At 67.3% G+C, this 21,932-nt stretch carries 23 protein-coding genes, 1 tRNA gene and 2 pseudogenes; 12 read left to right on the top strand and 14 right to left on the bottom strand.

Features of this window, described 5'->3' with window-relative positions; genetic code table 11:
- Window positions 1-41 precede the first annotated feature (41 nt).
- Both ABZV58_RS03415 and ABZV58_RS03410 read left to right on the top strand, forming a co-directional pair.
- Window positions 42-155, top strand: a pseudogene (locus tag ABZV58_RS03415) (hypothetical protein); the annotation flags it as partial.
- Window positions 156-381: 226 nt separating this feature from the next.
- Window positions 382-452, top strand: a tRNA-Gly gene (locus tag ABZV58_RS03410).
- A gap of 49 nt (window positions 453-501) precedes the next feature.
- Here ABZV58_RS03410 and ABZV58_RS03405 read toward each other — a convergent pair.
- From ABZV58_RS03405 to ABZV58_RS03395, 3 genes and pseudogenes are all read right to left on the bottom strand, one after another.
- On the bottom strand, window positions 502-852 hold the full coding sequence (locus tag ABZV58_RS03405) for a hypothetical protein (RefSeq protein ID WP_354998557.1): 351 nt from the start codon (window positions 850-852) through the stop codon (window positions 502-504).
- 25 nt (window positions 853-877) lie between these two features.
- Window positions 878-1,402 (bottom strand): flavin reductase family protein, encoded by a 525-nt coding sequence (locus tag ABZV58_RS03400; RefSeq protein ID WP_354998556.1) that lies wholly within the window; start codon window positions 1,400-1,402, stop codon window positions 878-880.
- Between the two features lie 184 nt (window positions 1,403-1,586).
- A pseudogene (locus tag ABZV58_RS03395) lies at window positions 1,587-2,069 on the bottom strand (NAD(P)H-dependent oxidoreductase); the annotation flags it as partial.
- A gap of 370 nt (window positions 2,070-2,439) precedes the next feature.
- On the opposite strand from ABZV58_RS03395, the gene ABZV58_RS03390 reads away from it, so the two are divergent.
- Window positions 2,440-2,742 carry a DUF1905 domain-containing protein gene (locus tag ABZV58_RS03390; RefSeq protein WP_354998555.1) on the top strand — a complete coding sequence of 101 codons (303 nt, stop codon included), beginning with the start codon at window positions 2,440-2,442 and terminating at the stop codon, window positions 2,740-2,742.
- 195 nt (window positions 2,743-2,937) lie between these two features.
- Here ABZV58_RS03390 and ABZV58_RS03385 read toward each other — a convergent pair whose 3' ends face one another.
- The 3 genes from ABZV58_RS03385 to ABZV58_RS03375 all read right to left on the bottom strand — a co-directional run bounded on the left by ABZV58_RS03385 (window position 2,938) and on the right by ABZV58_RS03375 (window position 3,903).
- The gene (locus ABZV58_RS03385; RefSeq protein WP_354998554.1) at window positions 2,938-3,333 is read right to left on the bottom strand and encodes a hypothetical protein; all 396 of its coding nucleotides are present in this window, start codon (window positions 3,331-3,333) and stop codon (window positions 2,938-2,940) included.
- Between the two features lie 62 nt (window positions 3,334-3,395).
- Window positions 3,396-3,692 (bottom strand): hypothetical protein, encoded by a 297-nt coding sequence (locus ABZV58_RS03380; RefSeq protein WP_354998553.1) that lies wholly within the window; start codon window positions 3,690-3,692, stop codon window positions 3,396-3,398.
- Window positions 3,679-3,903: a hypothetical protein gene (locus ABZV58_RS03375; protein WP_354998552.1), complete on the bottom strand. Its 225-nt coding sequence runs from the start codon at window positions 3,901-3,903 to the stop codon at window positions 3,679-3,681. The genes ABZV58_RS03380 and ABZV58_RS03375 overlap by 14 nt, the downstream gene beginning before the upstream one ends.
- Before the next feature lie 95 nt (window positions 3,904-3,998).
- Here ABZV58_RS03375 and ABZV58_RS03370 point away from each other — a divergent pair, with 95 nt between their 5' ends.
- Complete coding sequence (locus tag ABZV58_RS03370; protein ID WP_354998551.1) at window positions 3,999-4,781, top strand: alpha/beta hydrolase; 783 nt, start codon at window positions 3,999-4,001, stop codon at window positions 4,779-4,781.
- 74 nt (window positions 4,782-4,855) lie between these two features.
- On the opposite strand, the gene ABZV58_RS03365 is transcribed toward ABZV58_RS03370, so the two are convergent.
- From ABZV58_RS03365 to ABZV58_RS03355, 3 genes are read right to left on the bottom strand one after another with little or no spacing between them, the layout of a single operon-like run.
- On the bottom strand, window positions 4,856-5,497 hold the full coding sequence (locus tag ABZV58_RS03365) for a TetR/AcrR family transcriptional regulator (protein WP_354998550.1): 642 nt from the start codon (window positions 5,495-5,497) through the stop codon (window positions 4,856-4,858).
- A 4-nt stretch (window positions 5,498-5,501) separates the two neighbouring features.
- On the bottom strand, window positions 5,502-6,266 hold the full coding sequence (locus ABZV58_RS03360) for a crotonase/enoyl-CoA hydratase family protein (RefSeq protein ID WP_354998549.1): 765 nt from the start codon (window positions 6,264-6,266) through the stop codon (window positions 5,502-5,504).
- The gene (locus tag ABZV58_RS03355; protein WP_354998548.1) at window positions 6,263-7,795 is read right to left on the bottom strand and encodes an acetyl-CoA acetyltransferase; all 1,533 of its coding nucleotides are present in this window, start codon (window positions 7,793-7,795) and stop codon (window positions 6,263-6,265) included. Before ABZV58_RS03355 ends, ABZV58_RS03360 begins: the two co-directional genes overlap by 4 nt.
- 134 nt (window positions 7,796-7,929) lie before the next feature.
- Between ABZV58_RS03355 and ABZV58_RS03350 the strand changes: the two genes are divergently transcribed.
- From ABZV58_RS03350 to ABZV58_RS03335, 4 genes are all read left to right on the top strand, one after another.
- Entirely contained in the window at window positions 7,930-8,694 is a 765-nt protein-coding gene (locus ABZV58_RS03350) for a crotonase/enoyl-CoA hydratase family protein (RefSeq protein ID WP_354999019.1), read from the top strand.
- Window positions 8,695-8,887: 193 nt separating this feature from the next.
- Window positions 8,888-9,943, top strand: coding sequence for a DUF4185 domain-containing protein (locus ABZV58_RS03345; protein WP_354998547.1), 1,056 nt, complete (start codon window positions 8,888-8,890; stop codon window positions 9,941-9,943).
- A 269-nt stretch (window positions 9,944-10,212) separates the two neighbouring features.
- Window positions 10,213-11,442, top strand: a complete 1,230-nt coding sequence (locus tag ABZV58_RS03340) for an erythromycin esterase family protein (RefSeq protein WP_354998546.1) — start codon at window positions 10,213-10,215, stop codon at window positions 11,440-11,442.
- A gap of 48 nt (window positions 11,443-11,490) precedes the next feature.
- A complete protein-coding gene (locus tag ABZV58_RS03335) occupies window positions 11,491-12,177 on the top strand; it encodes a class I SAM-dependent methyltransferase (RefSeq protein WP_354998545.1) in 687 nt (228 codons plus the stop codon).
- Between the two features lie 72 nt (window positions 12,178-12,249).
- On the opposite strand, the gene ABZV58_RS03330 is transcribed toward ABZV58_RS03335, so the two are convergent.
- Window positions 12,250-12,846: an alpha/beta family hydrolase gene (locus ABZV58_RS03330; protein WP_354998544.1), complete on the bottom strand. Its 597-nt coding sequence runs from the start codon at window positions 12,844-12,846 to the stop codon at window positions 12,250-12,252.
- A 230-nt stretch (window positions 12,847-13,076) separates the two neighbouring features.
- Here ABZV58_RS03330 and ABZV58_RS03325 point away from each other — a divergent pair, with 230 nt between their 5' ends.
- Both ABZV58_RS03325 and ABZV58_RS03320 read left to right on the top strand, forming a co-directional pair.
- On the top strand, window positions 13,077-14,912 hold the full coding sequence (locus tag ABZV58_RS03325) for an acyl-CoA dehydrogenase (RefSeq protein ID WP_354998543.1): 1,836 nt from the start codon (window positions 13,077-13,079) through the stop codon (window positions 14,910-14,912).
- Between the two features lie 169 nt (window positions 14,913-15,081).
- Window positions 15,082-16,167, top strand: a complete 1,086-nt coding sequence (locus ABZV58_RS03320; protein ID WP_354998542.1) for a DUF4185 domain-containing protein — start codon at window positions 15,082-15,084, stop codon at window positions 16,165-16,167.
- A 353-nt stretch (window positions 16,168-16,520) separates the two neighbouring features.
- Here the strand turns inward: ABZV58_RS03320 and ABZV58_RS03315 are convergent, their stop codons facing one another.
- On the bottom strand, window positions 16,521-16,904 hold the full coding sequence (locus ABZV58_RS03315; RefSeq protein WP_354998541.1) for a hypothetical protein: 384 nt from the start codon (window positions 16,902-16,904) through the stop codon (window positions 16,521-16,523).
- Window positions 16,905-17,637: 733 nt separating this feature from the next.
- Entirely contained in the window at window positions 17,638-17,985 is a 348-nt protein-coding gene (locus ABZV58_RS03310) for a hypothetical protein (RefSeq protein WP_354998540.1), read from the bottom strand.
- A gap of 927 nt (window positions 17,986-18,912) precedes the next feature.
- Between ABZV58_RS03310 and ABZV58_RS03305 the strand changes: the two genes are divergently transcribed.
- Window positions 18,913-19,929: a hypothetical protein gene (locus ABZV58_RS03305; RefSeq protein ID WP_354998539.1), complete on the top strand. Its 1,017-nt coding sequence runs from the start codon at window positions 18,913-18,915 to the stop codon at window positions 19,927-19,929.
- Window positions 19,926-20,399 carry a hypothetical protein gene (locus tag ABZV58_RS03300; RefSeq protein ID WP_354998538.1) on the top strand — a complete coding sequence of 158 codons (474 nt, stop codon included), beginning with the start codon at window positions 19,926-19,928 and terminating at the stop codon, window positions 20,397-20,399. The genes ABZV58_RS03305 and ABZV58_RS03300 overlap by 4 nt, the downstream gene beginning before the upstream one ends.
- A gap of 339 nt (window positions 20,400-20,738) precedes the next feature.
- Here the strand turns inward: ABZV58_RS03300 and ABZV58_RS03295 are convergent, their stop codons facing one another.
- Window positions 20,739-21,050 (bottom strand): hypothetical protein, encoded by a 312-nt coding sequence (locus tag ABZV58_RS03295; protein ID WP_354998537.1) that lies wholly within the window; start codon window positions 21,048-21,050, stop codon window positions 20,739-20,741.
- Window positions 21,051-21,402: 352 nt separating this feature from the next.
- Window positions 21,403-21,918, bottom strand: a complete 516-nt coding sequence (locus ABZV58_RS03290; protein ID WP_354998536.1) for a hypothetical protein — start codon at window positions 21,916-21,918, stop codon at window positions 21,403-21,405.
- Window positions 21,919-21,932: the final 14 nt, after the last annotated feature.

Raw genomic sequence — 21,932 nt, 5'->3', positions numbered from 1 at the left:
CAGCGAGTAGAACCGTGTGAACCGCACGAGCCCCCGCCGCCGTCCTCATCCGCCCGGACGGCTACACCGCTTGGGCCACCGACGATCTGGCGGCCGACGGCCTGACGGAAGTCCTCCGGAACTGGACCGATTCCGCGGCGGCTCTCGCCCACTGAACCACCGGCACGATCGACTTGCTGGCTCGGCGGATGCGATGGAGCGCGAGATTTGGGGAAGACCGACCGCCCTGAATCCGACCGAACGGCACGGGCGACACCGATCAGCTCGCCGGCGTCGGCTGTCTCGCTGCCGCAGCATCAGCGCAGGTCAGGGCCTTCTAGCTCGACTTTTCCCACGGCAACGCCGCTTCTGCTACAGTCTCGGGTGGTACCTCGGTACCGCGCCGATGTAGTTCAATGGTAGAACTTCTGCTTCCCAAGCAGACAGCGCGGGTTCGATTCCCGTCATCGGCTCAGCTATTCGAAACCCGCTGCCCCGCAGCGGGTTTCGTCGTTTCCGGGGCTACTCCGTCTGGGCCCAGGCGGCGATGGGCATGGTGAGGTAGATGCCGAAGTCGGCGAGTGGGGTGTGGTCGGTGATCGCGCGGTGGAGGGCGTCGACGCGGGATTGGCGGGTGGCGGCGCGTGAGTCGAAGTACTTGGAGCGGATCTCGATGACCGCGTCGAGGCCGCTGCGGTCGTAGGGGCCGAGGGGGCGGAAGCGGAGTTCGACGTCGCCGGGTTGGAGGTCGCCGTCGTAGGGCTCCTCGGGGCACTCCACAGCGACCGAGACCAGGTGCGGGAGGTGCTCGGCGAGTGCGTGCAGGGTCGACTCGGGGACGTGGGGGGCGTAGGTCACCTCGACTAGGGGCACCGGCCCAGGGTAGGGCCGGGGGTGATCAGCTCGCCACGTCGGTGATCGCGCTCGGCTCGGCGTGCAGGCGGCGGAAGCGACTGCCGTGGAAGACGAGGGGGTCGACGTCGTGGCGGGTGGCCAGGCGGTGGATACGCAGGATGACGACGAGGTGGTCGCCCGCGGGAATTTGCGCCTCGGGGACGCCCTCGATCCACGCGGACGCGCCGCGGATGAAGACGGCATCGCCGGTGCCGCGGTGTAATTCGCTGGCGCGGAAGCGGTCGCCGTCGCGGGCGCCGAGCGCGCGTGCGGCGTCGGTTTGATCCGTGCCGAGCAGGCTCAGGCCGAGATGGGACGCGGCGGACAGGCGCGGCCAGGTCGAGGAACTGTTCTGCACGCAGAAGGAGACCAGCGGCGGATCGAGGGAGACGGGCACGAAGGTGCTGACGGCGAGGCCGTGCGGTGTGCCGTCGACCTCGGCGCAGACCGCGACCACACCGCTCGGGAAGTTCGCGAACGCGCGACGCAAACCCGTTCCGTCGGCAGGAGTTTCGAAGAGGTCATGCATGTTCCACCGCCTTGCTCGTGTGCACGTCCGGAGCCGCGTCCGAAGGGGTCCGGCCCGGAACAGCGGCGCCCGCTGCGTCCGCGCCCGCAACGCTCGCGCCCGCTGAGTCCGCACCCGAAGAACTCGTCCCTGAACCACCCCCACCGGAACGGTCCGTGCCCGGTTCCGCCGCACCGGGACGGCCCAACGCTCGAACAACCGGCCCCCAGCGCTCGGCGTAGGCACCGATCACGCCGTCCTCGGCGAAGGTCCGATCGGCGAGGTAGAGGCCGGGCAACGCGGCGGTCGCGCCGAGTTCGACCAGCACCGGCTTGAGCAGCAGGTCCGGCGCGAGGGCGTGCGCCGGTCCCGCACCGAGCATCACCGGGACGGCCAGCGCTCCCGCCAATCCCGTTCCGCCGTCGAACTGTTCGAGGAACAGCTTGAGCAGTCCGGTGTAGGTGGCCTTGAAGGTGGGGCTCGCGAACACCACCAGTTCGGATTCGGCCACGGTCCGCACGGCATCGGCCACGGCCGGATCACCCCAGCTGAGCAGGGCCGGGCCGTAGGAAGCCAGGTCGAGCACGGTGGGTTCGGCATCGGGGCGCAGGCCGCGCGCCACCAGGGTTGCCGCGGCCAGGGTGCGGGATGCTGGTTTCGGGTTGCCGACGACGACGGTCACTGTCACCGCTGTGTCCTTTCTTTCGTGGTTTCCCTGTCAGATGACGCCGTGCAGGGGTGACGTGGTCTCGTGCGGCAGGGCACGGCCGATGTGCTGGAATTTCCAGCGGCTGTTCGATATCGCTGGTGACCAGGCCGCCGCTGACATTGGGCACCCGCTAGGCGAATTCGATCTGCTCCGCGATCCGCTCCGTCGTCATGGCCGCTCCGTGGTGTCCGGTAGTTCGTGGGGTGGCCGGGCGCGGCTGCTGGTGCACCCGGCTGTTCCCAGTGCATCACCGGGGCGGTGGTGAGACGAGGGTTTGAATCTGTGCGATCGCATGGGCTGACGGGGTTTGGAGACGGACCGTGTCGGACCGCGCCGTTACAGTCGCCACGTGGCTGGTTCGCGGTATTCGTTCACGGCGCGGGTATGGGAGCACTCCGGCGCGGGCTCCTGGCATTTCGTGTCACTGCCCGAGGAGATCGCCGACGAGATCGAGGAGCGCTACGGGCACCGGTCCGGGGGTTTCGGGGCGGTCCGCGTGCGCGTCAGGATCGGCGCGAGCGCCTGGTCGACCTCGTTGTTCCCGGACAAGAAGCGCGGGACGTACGTGCTGCCGGTGAAGAAGCCGGTCCGGATCGCCGAGGATCTCGTCGAAGGTTCACACGCCGAGATCGACCTGACGATCGCTGTCTGACCGCCCTGGGTGACACGGGATCCTCGTCAACGGGCGACAGTTCACGGCGAGCCAAGCGGTCGAGCTGCACCGGGCGCGAACTGGCTCGCCAGCAAGCCGATTCCGCTCATCTGCCGTCGCGCGTGGGGTGGCACGCCGCAAACTCCGCGCCCTTGCGCATCCCTTTCGGACGGCTCGCCGCGGCGCGGAATCCCGTCAGAAAATGCACTCCTGCACCATCCGCTGGGTGGCCGTACCGACCCGCGTCCGGTCTTCCGCACTGAGCCCGAGCAGCACCGGGTCTACCGGACCGCTCAGATCCGCACCGAGAATCCTGCGCAACCCGTCCTGAGAGATCTTCTCCTCCACATAGATTCGCGCGACGCACTCGGATTGCTTCGGCGGAAGCCCCTTGCCCGCCAGCGCCGACGCGATATCGGCTTGGCCCAAGTCCCCGGCGGGCAGCGCGACGGTGGAGGTCGCGGCGGAGGTGACAGACGCGGTACTCCCGGTCGACGTGGCGGCAGTGGTAGACGCCGTGCTCGCCTCGTCCCCACAACCCGCTAGCAGCGGTAGCACGACACACGCCACCGCGATGACCGTTCTTCTCACCCGAATGCCCTCGCTCTCAACGGTTCCCGCACCGGGACCGTACCCCCGCCGAGCCATCCGCGTCACAAGTCCATCGCGGCGCGCAACGCGGTGTCCAACCGTTCCAGCACCTCGGCGTCCATGTCATCGATGCGCTCGGCGAGCCAGCCGCGGTAGATGCGGCCGATGTTGCCCGCGTGGACCCAGCCGCGTCCAGGCACTTGGACCGCGAGGATGTCCTGCGGATCCTGGTCGAGCAGTTCGGCGGCGATCAGCCACTGCCGGGGAGATTCGTTGATGCCGTCGCTGCTGATGAGCACGACGGTACGGCGCCGAGGCGAACCGTGCGGGTGATAGCTCCACAGTTCACCCCTGCGCACGCATCGCCTCCTCGGCGGCGGCCAGCTCCGCCTCGTCGGCCGCGGCTTCCGCCGCCGCGTCGGTCACCGGACCGACGCCCGTGCGCACCGCTTCCCGCCGCGCGGCTTTGGAAATCCACGCCGACGGCGACATGCCCGCCCTGGCCGCAGCTTGTTCCGCGAACGACCAGGCCGCCTCGTCCAGCGAGAGGGTGACCTTACGCGTTGCCATACCATTTATCGTACCCGCGAACGACCACTCTGCCAGCGGGAACGCGGATGCCCTGATACTGTTGGCACACCGCCAACAGATAACCGAGGACGAGCATGACTGCGTGGAATCATCACCGGGTCGGCACGGGCGAACCGCTGGTCTTGGTGCACGGCGTCGGCAGCCGCTGGCAGATCTGGGAGCCGATCATCGAAACGCTTGCCGCGTCCTTCGACGTGATCGCCGTCGATCTGCCCGGCTTCGGGCACTCGGATCCGTTGCCGCACACATCCGTCGACGAACTCACCGACGCGCTGGCCGACTGGCTCGCCGAGCAGGGCATCGAGCGCCCGCACCTCGGCGGCAACTCGATGGGCGGACTGATCGCCCTGAAACTGGGCGCGCGCGGGCTGGCCCGCTCGGTCACGGCCTACTCCCCGGCGGGGTTCTGGGACACCGCGGGCCGGGTGTGGTGCCAGCAGTCGCTGGGCAAGTCGGTGCTGCTCGCGCGCACCTTGCGTCCGGTGCTGCCCAAGATCCTCGGCAACGCAGCGGGCCGCACCGTCTTCCTTTCCCTGATCTTCGGCAAGCCGTGGGCGGTGGACGCGCAGGTCGCGATCGACACGGCCGAAGGGGCGGTCCGCTCGACCGGTTTCGCCGAAGCGCTGGACTCCTTCACCGACGTCCGACTGCCCGAAATCGGCGCGCTCGCAGACATTCCCGTCACCATCGCCTGGGGCAACCGCGACATCCTCCTCACCTACGCCACCCAGCACCGCAGGGCGCGGGCGGCGTTTCCCAACGCCAGGCACGTCACGCTGCCCGGCAGCGGGCACTCGCCGTATTTCGACGACCCCGAGGGGTGCGCTCGGCTGTTGCTCGATCAGTTGGACAAGTAGCGCGCACGCTCGCGGCCGTCGCGATCAGCTAGGGCCGCCTGGGAACAGAGCAGGCGAGCGACCGGTGGCGCCACTCAGACCGACCGAACCTCCAGCAGCGTGTCCGCCGGAGCCGTCCCCAACAACACCCGCACCGCATTCCCCCACCGCTGCTGAAGAATTCGGTTCCGCTCCACATTTCCCGTCAACAGCGCACGCATCGCCAGCCCGGTCATGATCTCGATAGTGAACTCGGTGATCGTCGGCACCCGGGGATCGTCGGGGAACTCGGCGCGGAAGATGTCGCGGATGCTGGTGTGCATCAGCTCGAAGAGGCGCTGTTCCAACGGCAGGAAGGCGGCGCGCAGTTCCGCGTCGGTGCGGGCGCCGACCCAAATCTCCAGTGCGGCAAGAAACGACGAACCACTGAACATGCGCATGGTGAGTTCGACAGCGGTCGCCAGCCGATCGACGTCCTCAGGAATCGCCGCGAATTCGGTTGTCAGCTGCTCCAATCGGCGCGCGGCCAGATGTTCGACGGCGCCCGCGAGCAGGTCCGGCTTGGTCGGGAAGTGGTGCTGCAACGTACCGCGCGGAACGCCCGCGCGGTTCTGCACTTCGAGCGTCGTGGTGCCCGCGTATCCGACCTCGACCAAGCTCTCGATCGCCGCGTCCAGGAGCCGGGTGCGCATCCGCGCGCGGCGCTGCGCCTGCGTCTCCCGGACGCGTTCGGTCATCGGGTCAGCGCCCCTGCCACTTCGGTTCGCGCTTCTGCGCGAACGCCAGCGCACCCTCGGCGGCGTCCTTGGAGAACAGCGCGGGCAACGCGATCTCGCCCTGCTTGGCGAACCCCTCGGCCACCGTCCAGTCCGGCGACTCGTCGATGATGCGCTTGCTCGCCGCGACGGAAAGCGGTGCGGCCGCGACGATTTCGGCGGCGAGCTCCAGCGCGCTCGCCAGCGCGGCGCCCGGCTCGGTGACCCGGTTGACCAGCCCGAGCTGGTACAGCCGCTCGGCTCCGATGCGCCCGCCGGTCAGCGCGAGCTCGGCCGCGATGGGGCGCGGCAGGCGCTGAGTCAGCCGCAGGACACCGCCGCCCGCGGCGACCAGACCGCGCTTCACCTCGGGGATTCCGAACTGCGCGTCCCGGGCCGCGACGATCAGATCGCCCGCGAGCGCCAGCTCGAAGCCACCCGCCAGCGCGAAACCCTCGACGGCCGAGATCATCGGCTTGGCAGGCGGTTTCGCCGCGATGCCGAGCGGGCCGCGGCGCTGCGTCATCGGCATCTCGCCCTTCGACGCCGCGACGAGATCCATTCCCGCGCTGAAGGTTCCGCCCGCACCGGTCAGCACGAGCACGCGCGCGTCGGAGTCGGCCTCGAAGTCGTCGACGGCCGCCTCGATGGCCTGCGCGGTGGCCAGATCGATCGCGTTGCGTGCCTCGGGCCGGTTGACGGTCAACAGCGTGATCGCGTCGCGGCGTTCGACGAGTACCTGGTCGGTCATCGGAGGGTCCTCTCGGTGCGCAGGGTGAGCTGGTCGGCGGCGATGATCTGGGCGCTGGCGCCGATCGGGTCGCCGTCGGTGAACGCCGCGATGGTCTTGGCGTCGGAAACCCGAACAAGTATGCGTGCGCCAGCCGGATTCAGCGCGCTGATCACCACTGCCTCGGGTTCGTCGGCGTGCTCCGGCGCGGGGCCCTTACGGTAGGCGACGGTGTAGGCCTCGACGGTCGCCGGGCCGGTGTAGCCGGGCGCGGTGGCGCGACGTTCGACGGGCACCGTGGCCTCGGCCGCGCGAAACAGGTTGGCGGGCGGGCGCGTCGAGAAGACGCCGACGCCGTGCTTGGTGATGTACCAGCCGAGCGCGGTCGCCAGACCGTACGAGCCGGGATCCTCGCGCAGCCGCGCGGCGAGGGTGGCGATGGAGTGCGTGGCGTAGTTGTTGCCCGGGCCGCCCGCGAAAGTCAGGCCGCCGGTGACCGAGAGTGGCCGCGCCGGATCGTCGATCGGCAGACCGAGCGCCTCCGCGGCGACCTGCACCGCGACGGGGAAGCAGGAGTACAGGTCGACATGCGCGACATCGTCGATTCCGATGCCCGCCGCGCCGAGCGCGGACCGGCCCGCCGCCGCGATCGCGGGTGAGACGCTCATGTCCGCGCGTTCGGAGACGAACCACTCGTCCGTCGCGGTCGCGCCGCCGTGCGGGAAGACCCACTGATCGCGCGGCACTCCGGCCGCGTCGGCGGCCGCCGCGCTGCACAGGATCAGTCCCGCGCCGAGATCCACGGACAAGTTCGCGACCAGCAGTTTCGGGTAAGGAGTCGACACCATCCGGTTGCCGGACGACGGCGTCACCAGATCGGCGGCCGACTGCGCGGCGGGCAGCCACGCGTAGGGGTTGTCCGCGGCCACCGCCGACAACCGCGACCACAGTCCGCCGATCCGCTCGCGGTGCGCGTCCTCGCTCAGTCCGAGCCTGCCGCGCAGCGCGGTCTCCATCAGCGCGTAGAAGTAGACCGGACCCCACAGTCCGGCCGCGGTCTCCATCTCGGAGTTGGGCGCCTTGTCCGAGCCGATCACCTCGCTCGGCGCGACATCCTCCGATTGCTCGGGCCAACCGGGCGCGGCGCCCGCGCGAGTGGCCGCGTTCCAAGACGCCACGGACTCGGCGCCGGTGATCAGGGCAATCTCGGACTGTCCGTCGGCGATGGCCTGCGCGACCGTGTTCAGCAGCCGCTGCGGTGCGTCACCGCCGAATCGCACGGACTGCATCGTGCGCTTCGGCGCGGCGCCCAATTCGGCCGCGACCAGCGCACCCAGATCCGGGTACGGCTTGCTGACCGGGGCGACCGCCGCGACCAGATCGGCGGCGCGCAGCAGCCGATCCCCGGCGCCGCTGTCCGCGCCCGCGCGGCGCAGCGATTCGGTGGCGAGCTCGACCGGACCGGGCAGTCCCGGCTCCCCCGCCCTGTGCACGACCTGCCCGACACCGACGAGCACCGGCGTCCGCGGATCCATTCCGGCTGGCAGCATTGTTCCTCCGCTCGACTCCAGTTACCGTCAACATTGACGGTAACTTGTTTCGATTGAAGCAGACCCCTCCGACCAGGGCAATAGCCCGTGGACAAGAACTGACTCGAGAGTAAGATCCGGGCATGGGATCCCACATCGCGCTGCGGTTCGACGGCGACCGCGCCTACGTGAGCTTGAACCGGCCGGACAAGCACAACGGCCTGACCATCGAGATGCTCGAGGACTTGGTCGACGCCGCACGTACGGTCGCGAGGCGCGAGAGCGTCCGCGCCGTGATCCTGTCCGGCAACGGCCCCAGCTTCAGCAGCGGACTGGACGTCGCCAAGGCGACCAAGGACCCGCTCGCGGCCGCGCTGAACTTCGTGCCCCTGCCTTGGCGCGGCACCAACACTTTTCAAGAGGCCTGTTGGGCATGGCGAAGGCTGGAAATTCCGGTCATCGCCGCGGTGCACGGTCGCTGTTTCGGCGGCGGATTGCAGATCGCGCTGGCCGCCGACGTCCGCTTCGCCACACCCGACGCCGAGTTCTCGGTGATGGAGGCCGAACACGGCCTGGTCCCCGACATGACCGGCGCGGCGACCCTTTCCAGGCTGATCGGCATCGACAAAGCGCTGCTGCTGACCATGACCGCCGACGTGGTCGACGCCGCCTACGCCGAGCGCATCGGCCTGGTCACCGAGGTGACCGCGGACCCGCTGGCGGCCGCCGAGAAGCTGGCCGAACGCATCGCGGCCCGCTCGCCACACGCGGTGGCCGGCGCCAAGCGGCTGTTCGAGCGGTCCTGGCACGCGTCGGCCCGGCGCACTTTCGCCATCGAGCGCGCGACGCAGCTGCCGTTGCTGCTCCGATTGGCCAGGAAGCGCGATGGAAGATCGCACAACGAAAGCAACGATTCGTAGGGACAAGATCGCAAGCCACCAATTTCCCCGGTTCGACTGCTAGCATTTCCGTCGATTTGCCAGCCATTCGAAATGTGCTTCGGGACACATCGGGGGGTGGTGTGTCGAGGCCGATTCGGCGAGACCCGGAGGGCCCACGACTTTGAACAAGACCGCAAGAATCCTGCTTTCGACGCTAGCGGGTAGCACGGCCTTGCTTCTCACGGCAACTACCCCCGCCACGGCAAACCCGAACGCGATCAACCCGATTCCGGTGCTCAACGGCACCACCGGGCTGCCGAATCTGGCCGGTCGCAGCCGAGCGGTTTTCCAGGTGACCGGCATGGCGAGTCCCAACAACACCCAGACCTACAACGTGCTCGGCACCGATCTGGGCATCATGTGGGACAACGGCCACGGCGAGATGCTGACCGCGTTCGGCGACACCGCCGGACTCGGCTTCCCCAACTTGCTGGCGGGCAGCATGTGGGCGTGGCGCAGCAACATCCTGGTGCGCAGCAATACCAAGGACCCCTCCAACGGCATCTATTTCGACAGCGCGGTGCGCGACGTCCTCGGCCAGGCGCGCGATCTCATTCCGAGCCCGAAAATTCCGTTCATCGAAATCAGCCGCATTCCCACGGCGGGCATCTCGGTCGACGGCGTGCAGTACATGAGCATGATGTCAGTGAAGACCTGGGACAACGTCGGCGAGTGGACCACCAATTACTCGGGCCTGGCCGCCTCCGCCGACAATGGTGAGACCTGGGCGGATCTCGGGCACACCCGCCGCCCGAACGAGGGCGGCAACGCCAACTTCCAGATGAACGCCTTCCTGAAGAGCGGCGGATACGTCTACGAGTACGGCACCCCGTCCGGGCGCGACAACGCGGCGTACGTGGCGCGAGTGCGCGAGCACGACATCCAGAACCTGGGCGAGTACGAGTACTGGGACGGCGAAGGCTGGCGCAAGGACGACGTCAACGCGGCCGCGCCGATCATGGGGGGCGTCGGTGAACTGTCGGTCATGTGGAACGACTATCTGGGCCAATACATCTCGCTGACCACCGACCCATTCAACTCGGTCGTGATGCGGCGGGCCTCCTCGCCCGCGGGGCCGTGGAGCGAGCCGGAGGTTTTGATCGACACCAGGGAGCTGCCGTCGGCTTACGCGCCGTCGATCTTCCCGTATCAGACCGGGCGCGATCTGTACTTCATGACGACGGTGCACAGTCAGTACAACGTGGTGTTGATGCGTACCACGTTGTAATCGCGCTGGGCGGTGCGCATTCGATCGCTGCGTGGGACGCGCTGATCGCGATGCGATGCGGGCTTTCGATCGTGCCGTGATGCGAGTGTTCCCTTGCGCCACGAGGTGCGCATTCGATCGTCCCGCGGTGCAAACTTTTCGCGCGCGATGCGCTCGAGCGGGGCGTCCGCTGTCCGCGGGCGCCCCAACTCCTTTCCCGGAGCGCTTGACCTCAACAATGCTTGATGTATGAGTCTGGCGGCAGAGACGCGAGAACTCCGGGAGGAACAGTGACTTCTGCATCCAGCATCGCCCCCGCCGAACTGGCGGCCTGGCTGCGCATCGCCGCGCGTCCCGTGGCGGACACCGAGCCGGGCTTCGTCGGGCCGGACCTCGACGAACTCGTCGAGACCCTCGGCTCGGCGACGATCGTCGGGCTCGGCGAGTCGACCAGGTTCTCCCGGCAGACCTACGGCGTGCGGGAGCGGCTCTTCCGCTCGCTCGTCGACCGGCACGGGTTCCGCGCGTTGGCGATCCAGGACAGCGCGCGTTCCGGTGAGCGCCTCGACGAGTACGTCCGCACCGGGGCGGGCGATCCGGACACCGCGCTGGCCGGGGCGTGGCGGCCGCTGCGGACGGTCGAGATGGTCGAAACGCTGGCCTGGATCAGGCTGTTCAATCAGCAGCACCCGGACGACCCGATCCGCGTCTTCGGCGTCGAACCGCCGCGCGCCGAACCTTCCGACTACGACGCGGTGCTGGACTACCTGCGCCGGATCGCACCGGATCGGCTGGCGCCCGCCGAATCCCACCTGAACCCGATCCGCACCGCGCACCAGATCGACGAGCACGTCCAGCGCCACCAAGGCATTCATCCCGGACGCCCGTTCGCCGAACACGCCCGCGACGCGCTCGCCCTGCTCGACGGACTGCCCGACACCGACGAGCACCGCACGGCCCATGCGCACGCGCGACTGATCGTCGAGTTCCATGAGCACAGCGTCGCCGGGCAAGGCGGCTTCGCCCGCGACGAGCGGCCGTCGGCCGAGCGCGTCATCGCATGGCAACGCGAGACCGGCGCGAAGATCGCGTACTGGGACGGGATCGCCCACGTCAGCGCGCAGTCGCTCGGCGTCGGCTCGGCCGCGGGCGAGTTCCGCGGGACGGGCGCCCACCTGCGCGATCACTTCGGCACGGACTACGTCGCCATCGCCATCGGATTCCACCACGGCGATCTCGGCATGGCTCAGGCGCCGCGGCCACGGCCAGAGCTGGTGGACGCGCTGCTCGGCGAAGTCGACCTCGCCGCGTTCTCCGTCGATTTGCGAACGGCCGCAACGGAATCGGTGGACGCGTGGCGCCACGCCCCGGCCGAGCTGCGCACGATCAGCGGAATCTACGACCCCGCGAAGGACGCCGAGGCGCACATCGCCGTGCCGTCGCTGGCGGGCGCGTTCGACGTGCTCGTGCACATTCGCGAAACGTCGCCGGTGCAGTGGCTGCCCACCTTCTCCGGGTGAGTGGTGCCGACAGTTCGCCCGCGCGGGACGGTTCCTAGACTCGCGGGTATGGATGCGGCCGATTGGGACGCGCGGTACGCGCAGAGTGAATTGGTCTGGGGCGCACCACCGAACAGCACCGTGGTGGAGCACGTCTACGGGCTGGATCGGCGCGTGCCGCCGCGACCCGAGACCGTCGACGGCGAGACCCTGCCGAGGGCGCTCGACCTGGCGTGCGGCGAAGGGCGCAACGCGGTCTGGCTCGCCACCCACGGCTGGGAGGTGCACGCGGTCGATTATTCGCAGGTCGGCATCGACAAAGGGCGGACCGTGGCCACGCGGTTGTCCCGGTCGGTGCGCGGCCGCATCACCTGGCAGTGCGCCGACGTCACCGATCTCGACGCCGCCGGGGTCACCGGTCCGTACGAGCTGGTGCTGATGGTCTTCCTGCACCTGCCCGCCGAGCAGCGCCGCGCGGTCCTGCGCCGTGCGGCCGAGCTGCTCACCCCGGCGGGCACGCTGCTCGTCCTCGGCCACGACACGCTCAACCTGACGGAGGGCTTCGGCGGACCGCCGGACCCGTCGATCCTCTTCACGCCCGACGACATCGTCGCCGATCTCGCCTCGTCCTCCGATCTGGAGATCCACACCGCGGAACGGGTGCTGCGACCGACCGAGCACCGGGACGCCATCGATGCGCTGGTCATCGCGACCAAGCCCGCCCCGGAGCCTGTCGAGCCAGAGACGCCTTCCTGATCGGTCGGATCGTCGCGACTGGATCAACCTTGCCGACGAGCTGCCGGAACCCGGCCCGTTAGCCTTGCGCACCTACTCCGACCAGCGGCGCAACCACGGTTGGACGGTCGCGGCGATGGTGTCGAACCCCGCGCGGAACGAATGCGGCTGCCCCGGGATCACCCGCACCTCGGCGGCGTCGGCGGAATCGGGCACGCCGAACGGATCGTTGGCCCCATTGATCACGACGACCTCGATGCCGCCCGGCGCGAGCAGCTCCTCGCGCCGCGATTTCTCCGGCTTCCCCGGCGGATGCAGTGGAAACGACAGCGCGAGCACGCCGCGAGCACGTGCCGCGACCGCCGTGCGACAGGCGACCCTGGCTCCGTTGCTGCGTCCGCCTTGGATCACGGGAACCCCGCGCACCTTCTTGCGCAGCGCGGCCACGATCTCCAACCAGGCCTCGTCCTGCTTGACCGCGGAACCGGGTGCGCGCCGCCCGGCGACGCGGTAGGGCTGCACCACTCTGGCCACCGCGCCGCCCAGCTCGAGCGCCGAATCGCGCACCGCCAGAAGGTCTTTCGTTTCCACCCCGCCACCGGAACCGTGGGTGAGCAGCAGCAGGAAGGCAGGCTTGCGCGGCCGGTCGAGCTCGATCTCCGCGGGACCCGCGCTCGTCTCGATCTGCACACCTCACCGTATCCGCCATCGAGCGGAGAGCACAGATGCCGCGCTCAGGGGCTGTTTATCGCGTCACATTGCGCCCCGCCGTCTTTGCCAGCCCCTTACCGGCCGGTAATATGGCGCATAAGTTACCCGCGAGTAGCATGCGGAAAACCGGACACTACCCCGGTGGCGACAACGGGCGGGAACGGCAACCAAACCGACCGCACCAACTCAACGGAGAGTGAGTACAGACCATGGGTCACTACAAGAGCAACGTCCGCGACCTTGAGTTCAACCTCTTCGAGGTCCTCGGACTGGGCACCCTCCTCGACGCGGGCGCCTACGGCGACCTGGACAGCGACACCGTCAAGGAGATGCTCAACGAGGTGCGTCGCCTGGCCGAGGGCCCGCTGGCCGAGTCCTTCGTCGAGGGCGACCGCAACCCGCCGGTCTTCGATCCCGAGACTCACACCGTCACCCTGCCGGAAGCCTTCAAGAAGTCCTACCGCGCCCTCGAAGAGGGTGAGTGGATGAAGGTCGGCGTCCGCGAGGAGCTCGGCGGCCTCGGCGCTCCCTCCAGCGTGGTCTGGGCACTGAGCGAGATGATCCTCGGCGCCAACCCGCCCGCTCAGATGTACGGCGCGGGCGCCGGCTTCGCGCAGGTGTTCTACAACAACGGCACCGACGAGCAGAAGAAGTGGGCCCAGATCATCGCCGAGCGCAACTGGGGCGCCACCATGGTGCTGACCGAGCCGGACGCCGGTTCGGACGTCGGCGCCGGCCGCACCAAGGCGATCAAGCAGGAAGACGGCACCTGGCACATCGAGGGCGTCAAGCGCTTCATCACCTCGGGTGACTCCGACGACCTGTTCGAGAACATCATGCACCTGGTGCTGGCTCGCCCCGAGGGCGCTGGCCCGGGCACCAAGGGTCTGTCGCTGTTCTACGTGCCGAAGTACCACTTCGACTTCGAGACCCAGACCCTGGGCGACCGCAACGGTGTGTTCGTCACCAACGTCGAGCACAAGATGGGCATCAAGGTCTCGGCCACCTGTGAGGTCACCTTCGGCGGCCACGGCGTGCCCGCCAAGGGCTGGCTGGTCGGCGAGGTGCACAACGGCATCGCGCAGATGTTCGACGTCATCGAGAACGCTCGCATGATGGTCGGCACCAAGGCCATCGCGACCCTGTCGACCGGTTACCTGAACGCCCTGTCCTTCGCCAAGGAGCGCGTGCAGGGTGCGGACCTCACCCAGATGGCCGACAAGACCGCGCCGCGCGTCACCATCACCCACCACCCGGACGTGCGTCGTTCGCTGGCCCTGCAGAAGGCTTACGCCGAGGGCCTGCGCGCCATCTACCTCTACACCGCCGCGCACCAGAACGCCGACGTGGCGAACCTGGTCTCCGGCGCCGACGAGGACGTGGCGTTCCGGGTCAACGACCTGCTGCTGCCGATCGTCAAGGGTGTCGGTTCCGAGCGGGCCTACCAGTACCTGACCGAGTCGCTGCAGACCTTCGGTGGTTCCGGCTTCCTCCAGGACTACCCGATCGAGCAGTACATCCGCGACGCCAAGATCGACTCGCTGTACGAGGGCACCACCGCCATCCAGGCGCAGGACTTCTTCTTCCGGAAGATCGCCCGCGACCGCGGTGTGGCGCTGGCCCACGTGGCTGGTCAGGTCCAGAAGTTCATCGAGTCGGAGGCGGGCAACGGCCGCCTGAAGGGCGAGCGCAAGCTGCTGGCCACCGCGCTCGAGGACGTCCAGGCCATGGCCGCCACCCTGACCGGCCACCTGATGGGCGCTCAGGAGCAGCCGGCCGAGCTGTACAAGGTCGGCCTGGGTTCGGTGCGCTTCCTGCTCGCCGTCGGTGACCTGCTCATCGGCTGGCAGCTGCTGCGCCAGGCCGAGGTCGCCATCGCGGCCCTCGACGCCGGTGCCACCGGCTCGGACGTGGCGTTCTACAACGGCAAGATCGGTGTGGCGCAGTTCTTCGCCCGCAACGTCCTGCCCGAGCTGACCGCCACCCGCGCGATCCTGTCCAACCTGGACAACGACATCATGGAGCTCGACGAAGCCGCCTTCTGAGGCTCGTAGCTCGAAATACCCGCGGAGCGGTCCGGATTCGTCCGGGCCGCTCTTCGGCGTTTCGGGGCTGCGGCGTGTCCGGCCCCACAGCTCCACTCTTGCCCCGAATGCGCAACGGGCAGGCAGAATGTTCGGGGCAGACGCGCGCCACAGAAGGGATCCGTCCGGGATGAAACGATCGCTGTCCGCATTCGCCAGAGCCGGGGCCGTCGCCGCGGCGTGCACGGTCGTGCTGGCAGGCCCCGCCGCCGCCGATCCGAACAACGTCAACCCGATCCCGGTGCTCAACGGCTGGCGCGGACTACCGCAGCTGCCCGGGCCGACCAAGGCCGTCTTCCAGATGACCGGCATGGACAGCCCGAACCGGACGCAGAACGTCAACGTGCTCGGCACCGACCTCGGCATCATGTGGGACGACGGCAGCGGCCGGATGATCACCGCCTTCGGCGACAGCGCCGGGCTCGGCATACCGAACCTGCTCGCGGGCAGCATGTGGGCGTGGACCTCGAACGTGCTGTTCCGCAGCACGACCAAGGATCCGTCCGGTGGCATCTTCTACGACGGCGTCGTGCCGAATCCGTTGCCGAGCCCCAAGATTCCCGGCATCGAGATCAGTCTCATTCCAACCGCGGGCATTTCGGTGGGCGGCGTGCAGTACATGAGCCTGATGTCGGTGCGGGAGTGGGGCGATCACGGCAAGTGGCACACCAACTTCGCCACCCTCGCCGTCTCCGGTGACGGCGGCCAGACCTGGGCGCCGCTCACCAACACCCGCCGCGCGAACGTGGACGGGCACGAGCGCTTCCAGCAGAACGCCTTCCTGAAGCACGACGGCTACGTCTACCGCTACGGCACCGCAGCGGGCCGCAACAACCCCGGGTTCGTCTCGCGGACAAGGGAAGCCGACATCGCCAACATCGACTCCTACGAGTACTGGGACGGCGGCGCCTGGAAGCCGAACGACGCCATGGCCTCCGCGCCGATCGTGGACGGCGTCGCCGAGCTCTCGGTGATGTGGAACGAGCACCTCGGTCAGTTCGTCATGCTGACCACCGATCCGACGAATTCCGTTGTGATGCGCACGGCTTCGTCGCCGGAGGGGCCGTGGAGCGCGCCGCGGGTGCTGGTCGAGGCGGCGTCGCTGCCGACCGCGTACGCGCCGATGATCTTCCCGTATCAGACCGGGTCGGATCTGTACTTCCTGCTGACGGTGCACACGCAGTACAACGTCGTGTTGATGAAGACGCCGCTGTAGGGGTGTGGAAATGCAAGAGCGGCCCGGGTTTCCGGGCCGCTCTTGCATGTTTGAGGTGCGATCGCTGTTGGTGCTGTGCGATGCGATTGGACGGACGCGAGTCGGCCCACCACGCGCGACGCGGTCTGCTCGGCACGCAAGTTGTCGCACGCGATGGGTACTTGCCGATTGCCGCGATCATGGCCGCGGCCTCGCGCCACCCGGGTCGGAGGCGATCAGCCCGACGAACCGATGGCGATCAGCCGGCCGAGCCGGTGCGGATCTGTCGGCCGAACCGATGGCGATCCGCCCGCCGAACCGGTGCCGATCAGCCCGCCGAGCCGGTGCCGATCCGCCCGCCGAACCGGTGCCGATCAGCCCGCCGAACCGGTGCCGATCAGTCGGCCGAGGCCGTTGAGCAGGTTGGAGGAACCGGCGCCCCAGCCGTCCAGCCAGGGGTTGGGGTAGCCGTCCGCGACCGGCAGCGGCTTCACGCCGCCGGAGCCGGTGCTCAGCAGCCGGGACAGGCCGGTGGCGAAGTTCGACGAACCCGCGGCGGAACCGGTCGGAGCCTCGGTCGAGGTCGGCAGCGGCTTCACGCCGCCCGAGCCGGTGCTCAGCAGGTTGGACAGGCCGGTGGCGAAGTTGGACGAACCGGCGGCCGAGCCGGTCGGGGTTTCCGCCGACGCCACGCCGGAACCACCAAGGACGATACCGGCGGCGACCACAGCGATGCCGAGCACACGAATCTTGCTCATCGAATTCTTCTCTTCCCTCGAAAGCTCTCGTCGGCAACACGCTGCGGCCGACGCGGGCCTATGTCTATCACGGCAGATTTGCGTGTCGCGACGTGATGATGAACGCAGCGCAAATGATCAGTTACGAGTAGTTCACCCGCGCGGGGACTTCCGAGTGAAGTGCGGCGGTGTGCGGTTCTACCAGCATTTCTGTGCTGACCTGCGGCGATGCCGCCCCCTGCGCGATGGCGGGATGCGTGCCGGATGTCACCGGTCCTGGCAAACGTTCGTTCCGAACGGAATCATGGGTACGGCGACATCCGATCCAGGTGATTCGATAGGTGGTAATCCGAGGTTTCGCGAGTACGGTTTCCGGCGAACTCGCACGGTTGGCTCGAAATGAAAAATTGCCCCGCCTCGGAGGAGGCGGGGCAATTCTTGTTGGTGGTTGCGGTGGCGAGGTTTCCGCGTCGATTGACGATCGGCTTCACTGTGCCGGGTCGGCGCCGGGTCTACCGCGTCGCGTTGGCGCCGGGGCTACCGCGGCGCATTGGCGCCGGGGCTAACGCGTCGGATCGGTGCCGAGGTGACCGCGGCGTCGGTGCCAGGATCCGCGTCGCGTTGGCGCCGGGGCTGCCGCGTCGGATCGGTGCCGAGGTGACCGCGGCGTCGGTGCCAGGATCCGCGTCGCGTTGGCGTCGGGTTGAGGCGTCGCGCGTCGGCGGCAGGCCTACTACGCGGCTCGTCGCCGGGATTACTCCGTCGCGTCGCCACCACCGGCGGAACCGGTGGCGAGGAGCTCGAGCAGCGGGGCCAGCGACTCGGCCGAACCGGTCCCGGTTTCATTCCCGGTCGGCTTCGTCTCCCCCGCCGAACCCGTCGCCAGCAGCTCGAGCAGCGGCGCCAACGACTCGGCCGAACCGGTCCCGGTTTCATTCCCGGTCGGCTTCGTCTCCCCCGCCGAACCCGTCGCCAGCAGCTCGGCCAGCGTGGTCAGCGACTCGGCCGAGCCCGTGTCGTCCGCGGTGGCGAGGCCGGAACCGGCCAGCACGATGCCGGCAGCGGCGGCGAAAGCGAACCCGAACGAACGAATGATCTTCATCTTGAAACAGTCCCCTTGGAAGAAGTTTCCCCGTCGGCGACCTCCTGGTGGCCGACGAGATTGTTCTATCACAGGGGTCCGAGTGTTAACGAGGAACACGTCACAATTCGATGAGATGCGAGTAACTCGAATTTTGCGATATGCCCGAGATGAAAGATTCACAATTCGCCGACTCGCGACTGGAGTCAGTGGCAGAACAGCGGGCAAACGAAGTGGAAAGGCACTTTCAGAAGTCGCTCTACCAGGCGATAGGACGAGCATTTCGGCATCTGAACCGAGATTTGCGGTACGCACTCGATAATCCGAACCGGGCACTGACGCCCGACGTTCACCGCATCGCAAGACCGCAGTATTGCGGGCTCACCACAACCCGCATAGGCCCAGTGAGATCTATCACACAACATTGATCTGTAACGTTCCACCTGGGAAAACGCGCGAAGAATACGCGCGTAATCGCAAACCGCGTCTCATGCAATCTGCAAGCTTCGGCCTGAAGCTCGCGATTGGAAGGAACTGGTAAGGCCTTCTCCGAGGCGCGTACCCGACCCGGAACGCGAAAAGCCCCGCCTCCCAGGGGGAGACGGGGCACGTCGTCGCGCGACGCCTACTGGGTGCCGGTCCCCGACGAACCCGAGGACAGCGCCTTCACCAAGTCCATAATCACCCTTCGATCGGGTACATACCCAAGACCATCCCCTGGCCGCACGATGGACGCGAATTGCTGTCCGCGACCGGAGTGTCCGTGAGCGGCTCCAGTAGATTCGGATCATGGGGAGTCCGACCGGCCCGGCGCGTCGGTTACACGAGTTTCGCCGTCCCTTCGCGATTGTGATCGGCATCGTTGTCGCGGTAATGATCGCGAGCTTGCTGCCGAGGTGGTGGTGCGGTCGTGACGCCGACGAGTGGTACCGCGGGGACCCTGCACGAGTGCGTGGCCTCGCCGAGGAATTGGTGGCCTTCGAAGCCGATGACGATCATCGGCGCGCCACCGGCTCGGAAGAGGGTCTCGCCGAAATGTGGGGGCTGCTCGCGCATCAGATGACGGCACTGGGACTGGCGCAGATATGTCTGGAGCACCCCGAATTGCGGGAACGCTACGCCCCCATAGTGACTCGCGCGGCAGCCAAAAGTCTGTTACCCGAGATGCGCACCGAGTTCACCTCGGCCTGGCACGGCGCGGACGGTTTGGCGGAGCTCGACAGCCCGAACGGCCATGCCTACCTCTCCTATCCAGCCCTCGCGCTCGGGATGGCGCGCCTCGTCGATCCTGCGTTCCCGTCCGACCTCGCGAACCGCCACGACGCGCTGATCGCCTCCTTCGAGCGGCGCCTGCTCGCCTCGCCGACCGGCCTGCTCGACACCTTCCCCGGCGAGGCCTACCCCACCGACGTGGCAGCCGTCGCCGCCGCGATCGCGGTACACGGCCGCGCGACCGGCATCGACCACAAGGCGGTCCTCGCGCACTGGGCGCAGCAGGTACGCGCGGTACAAATCGATCGGGGCACCGGGCTGGTGGTGCAACGCATGGGCGTCGACGGAAAGCCACACGACGCCCCACGCGCTTCCGGAACCGGACTCGCGGCCTACTTCGCCGGCTTCGCGGACCGGGCACTCGCCGAGGAGTTGGCGACCGTCTTGTTCCGCCAGGAACGAAGTGTCCTCGGCTTCAGCGCGATCCACGAATACGGCGACGGCCATCACGGCGCCGGGGATATGGACAGCGGCCCCCTGATACTCGGAATATCCATCTCCGCAACCGGTTTCGCGCTCGCCCCGGCCCGCGCCTTCGGTCACCGCGACATGTTCACTCGCCTGTTCCGCACCACCGACCTCTTCGGCCTGCCACTGCGAAGCGGGCCCCGCTTGCGTTTCGCGACCGGCGGGGTGATCGGCAACGCCCTACTGCTCGCCTTCCTCACCTCCGGGCCGGAGCTCGCGCCATGAGACTGCCCGACACCTCCCATCTGCGCGCCGGGTGGAAACTGGTCCGCATACCGATGATCCTGTTCGCGCTGTACCTCGCCCTGCATCCGGTCTTGGCGGCGTTGTCGGCACGACACGGGTTCGGTTCGCCCGACGGCCTGGGCCTTGCCTTCCTCACCGTCAGCGCCGTGGTGGTGACACTGCGCATAGTGCTGCTGGTCGTCGTGCCCGCTGTCCTCGCCTACCGGGTTGTGGTGTGGGCAGTTATGCGCATGCTGCGCCGAGGCGTTTCACCGACCCCCACCAGCGCGGCTGAATCGAACGTCCGCGGTTTCGCAGGGCGCTTCGTATATGACCTGACCCGTACGGCGGCCCGGTCGCAAGATCGCAAATGCCCAAGGCAACATCGGCTGCGGGCTGCGGGTGCCCCGTCGACGGCACACCGCGATCGGTGGCCAGCGACGCGAAACCGCCCGCGTAGCCCTGGCTGACAGCGCGGTCGAACCACGCTTACCGACCCCGGCGAATTCCGCGGACCTCGGGGCGTCAGACGCCACGTCGACATCCGCACTAACCATCGCAGGAGACCCTTGGCGATCTGGGGACTGCCCACGGTCTCTCAGTCGTTGGCCTGCTCCTCGCCAAGCTTCATCCAAGGAGTCACATCCATCACCTCGCCGTCGTCGTCGAGTTGCGGCTCGGTGGTCGGAGTCTTCTAGTTCATAACGCTCAGCGACTACCGCAACGGCGTTGATGTCGCGTAGCAGATCAATCTTTCAAGCAGGTGACTTGTCACGAATGCAATACTCCACGCCGGAACGTCTACCGTCTCAACGAATGATGTGAATCTTGATCCTAGCACCGCCGTCCAGAACTCTCGCCAACTGCGAGTTGATCTGCCCGCCCATCCCGTGGTTGGTGGCCGCGTCGATTGCCCACATATTCTGATGCTGGTCCTTTCCACCGAGTTGCAGATCATGTGCATGATCTATCTGTTGGCGATCCAGCTCGGCGATACTTTTCTCTAGCTCGACCCGACTCTCAACCTCGAAGAATATCTTTCTATTTGGCAGTGCGCCACGAATCAACCTTACTTGAACGAGTTCCAACCTTGTCGACTTTAACCAGTTTTCCTTGCTCACCCAGCCAATGGAGATAGCGAGCCTTGGCTTCGAAGTCAACCGCACGCCACCCCGCGTGCATTCGCAAGTTGATAGTCCAGCTGCCATCTGCGTTCTCCCGAGGAACAGGCAGCCCCTCAGCGAAGCCACCAAGGGGCGCAACCCCGAAAAAACGACGGCAGGCACATGCACCAAACACACAGGCACATCGTGCCGTCACCGACACCTGATCACCACCGAAAGTGGGACAGAGCCGTTCACTGGACAGACCCGGATACGGTGCGCACCGAGATCGGCACGTCTTCGGCCGCCAGTGCGGTGGCGAGCGCCGGCAGCAACGCCTGAGCCAGCGCCCAATTTCCTTTGACATGACTCATTTCCCGAGCCGGTCCCACCGGGCGAGCGATTTCCAGTCTCCAAAAGCAGGCGTTTGCTCCCACAACCCCGAGACATCCACACCACTGCGGTCGATCGTTTCGCGCGTCTGCTCGATGTGATCGATTACCGTTTCTCTGGCAATACCGTCGACGGAGAAGACGATGCGATCGAGTCGCACCGCACCTGAAAGAGTTTCGGCTCCATCATCGGGATAAGTATACTCCATCATATCTTCAAGAAATAGCCGACCAGGTACAACCTCCAAAAAAGCATAATTGAGAATCTGTCGCCCATGCTCGTCAAAGAACCAGACGCCCGCGTGGGCGTAATCCAAATTTATTTCGAGCACAACATCTGGCACCGCAGCGCGAGAAGAGGAGAATAAGGCAACGGAGTACATCTTGCGAGCTTGATGACGACTGCGCGCCACCGGTTCTTTATATTTAGTTATGGGCTGATGTTCAGTAAAATTCCAACGGTTGCAATACACGACTGCTTCCCAACTGTCCACTTCGACTCCCTTCC

The sequence above is a fragment of the Nocardia sp. NPDC004654 genome, assembly GCF_040609595.1.
In the GTDB taxonomy this organism is placed as follows: Bacteria; Actinomycetota; Actinomycetes; order Mycobacteriales; family Mycobacteriaceae; genus Nocardia.
Note: the sequence above shows the minus strand (reverse complement) of the source record. Positions and strands in the feature narration are given on the sequence as shown.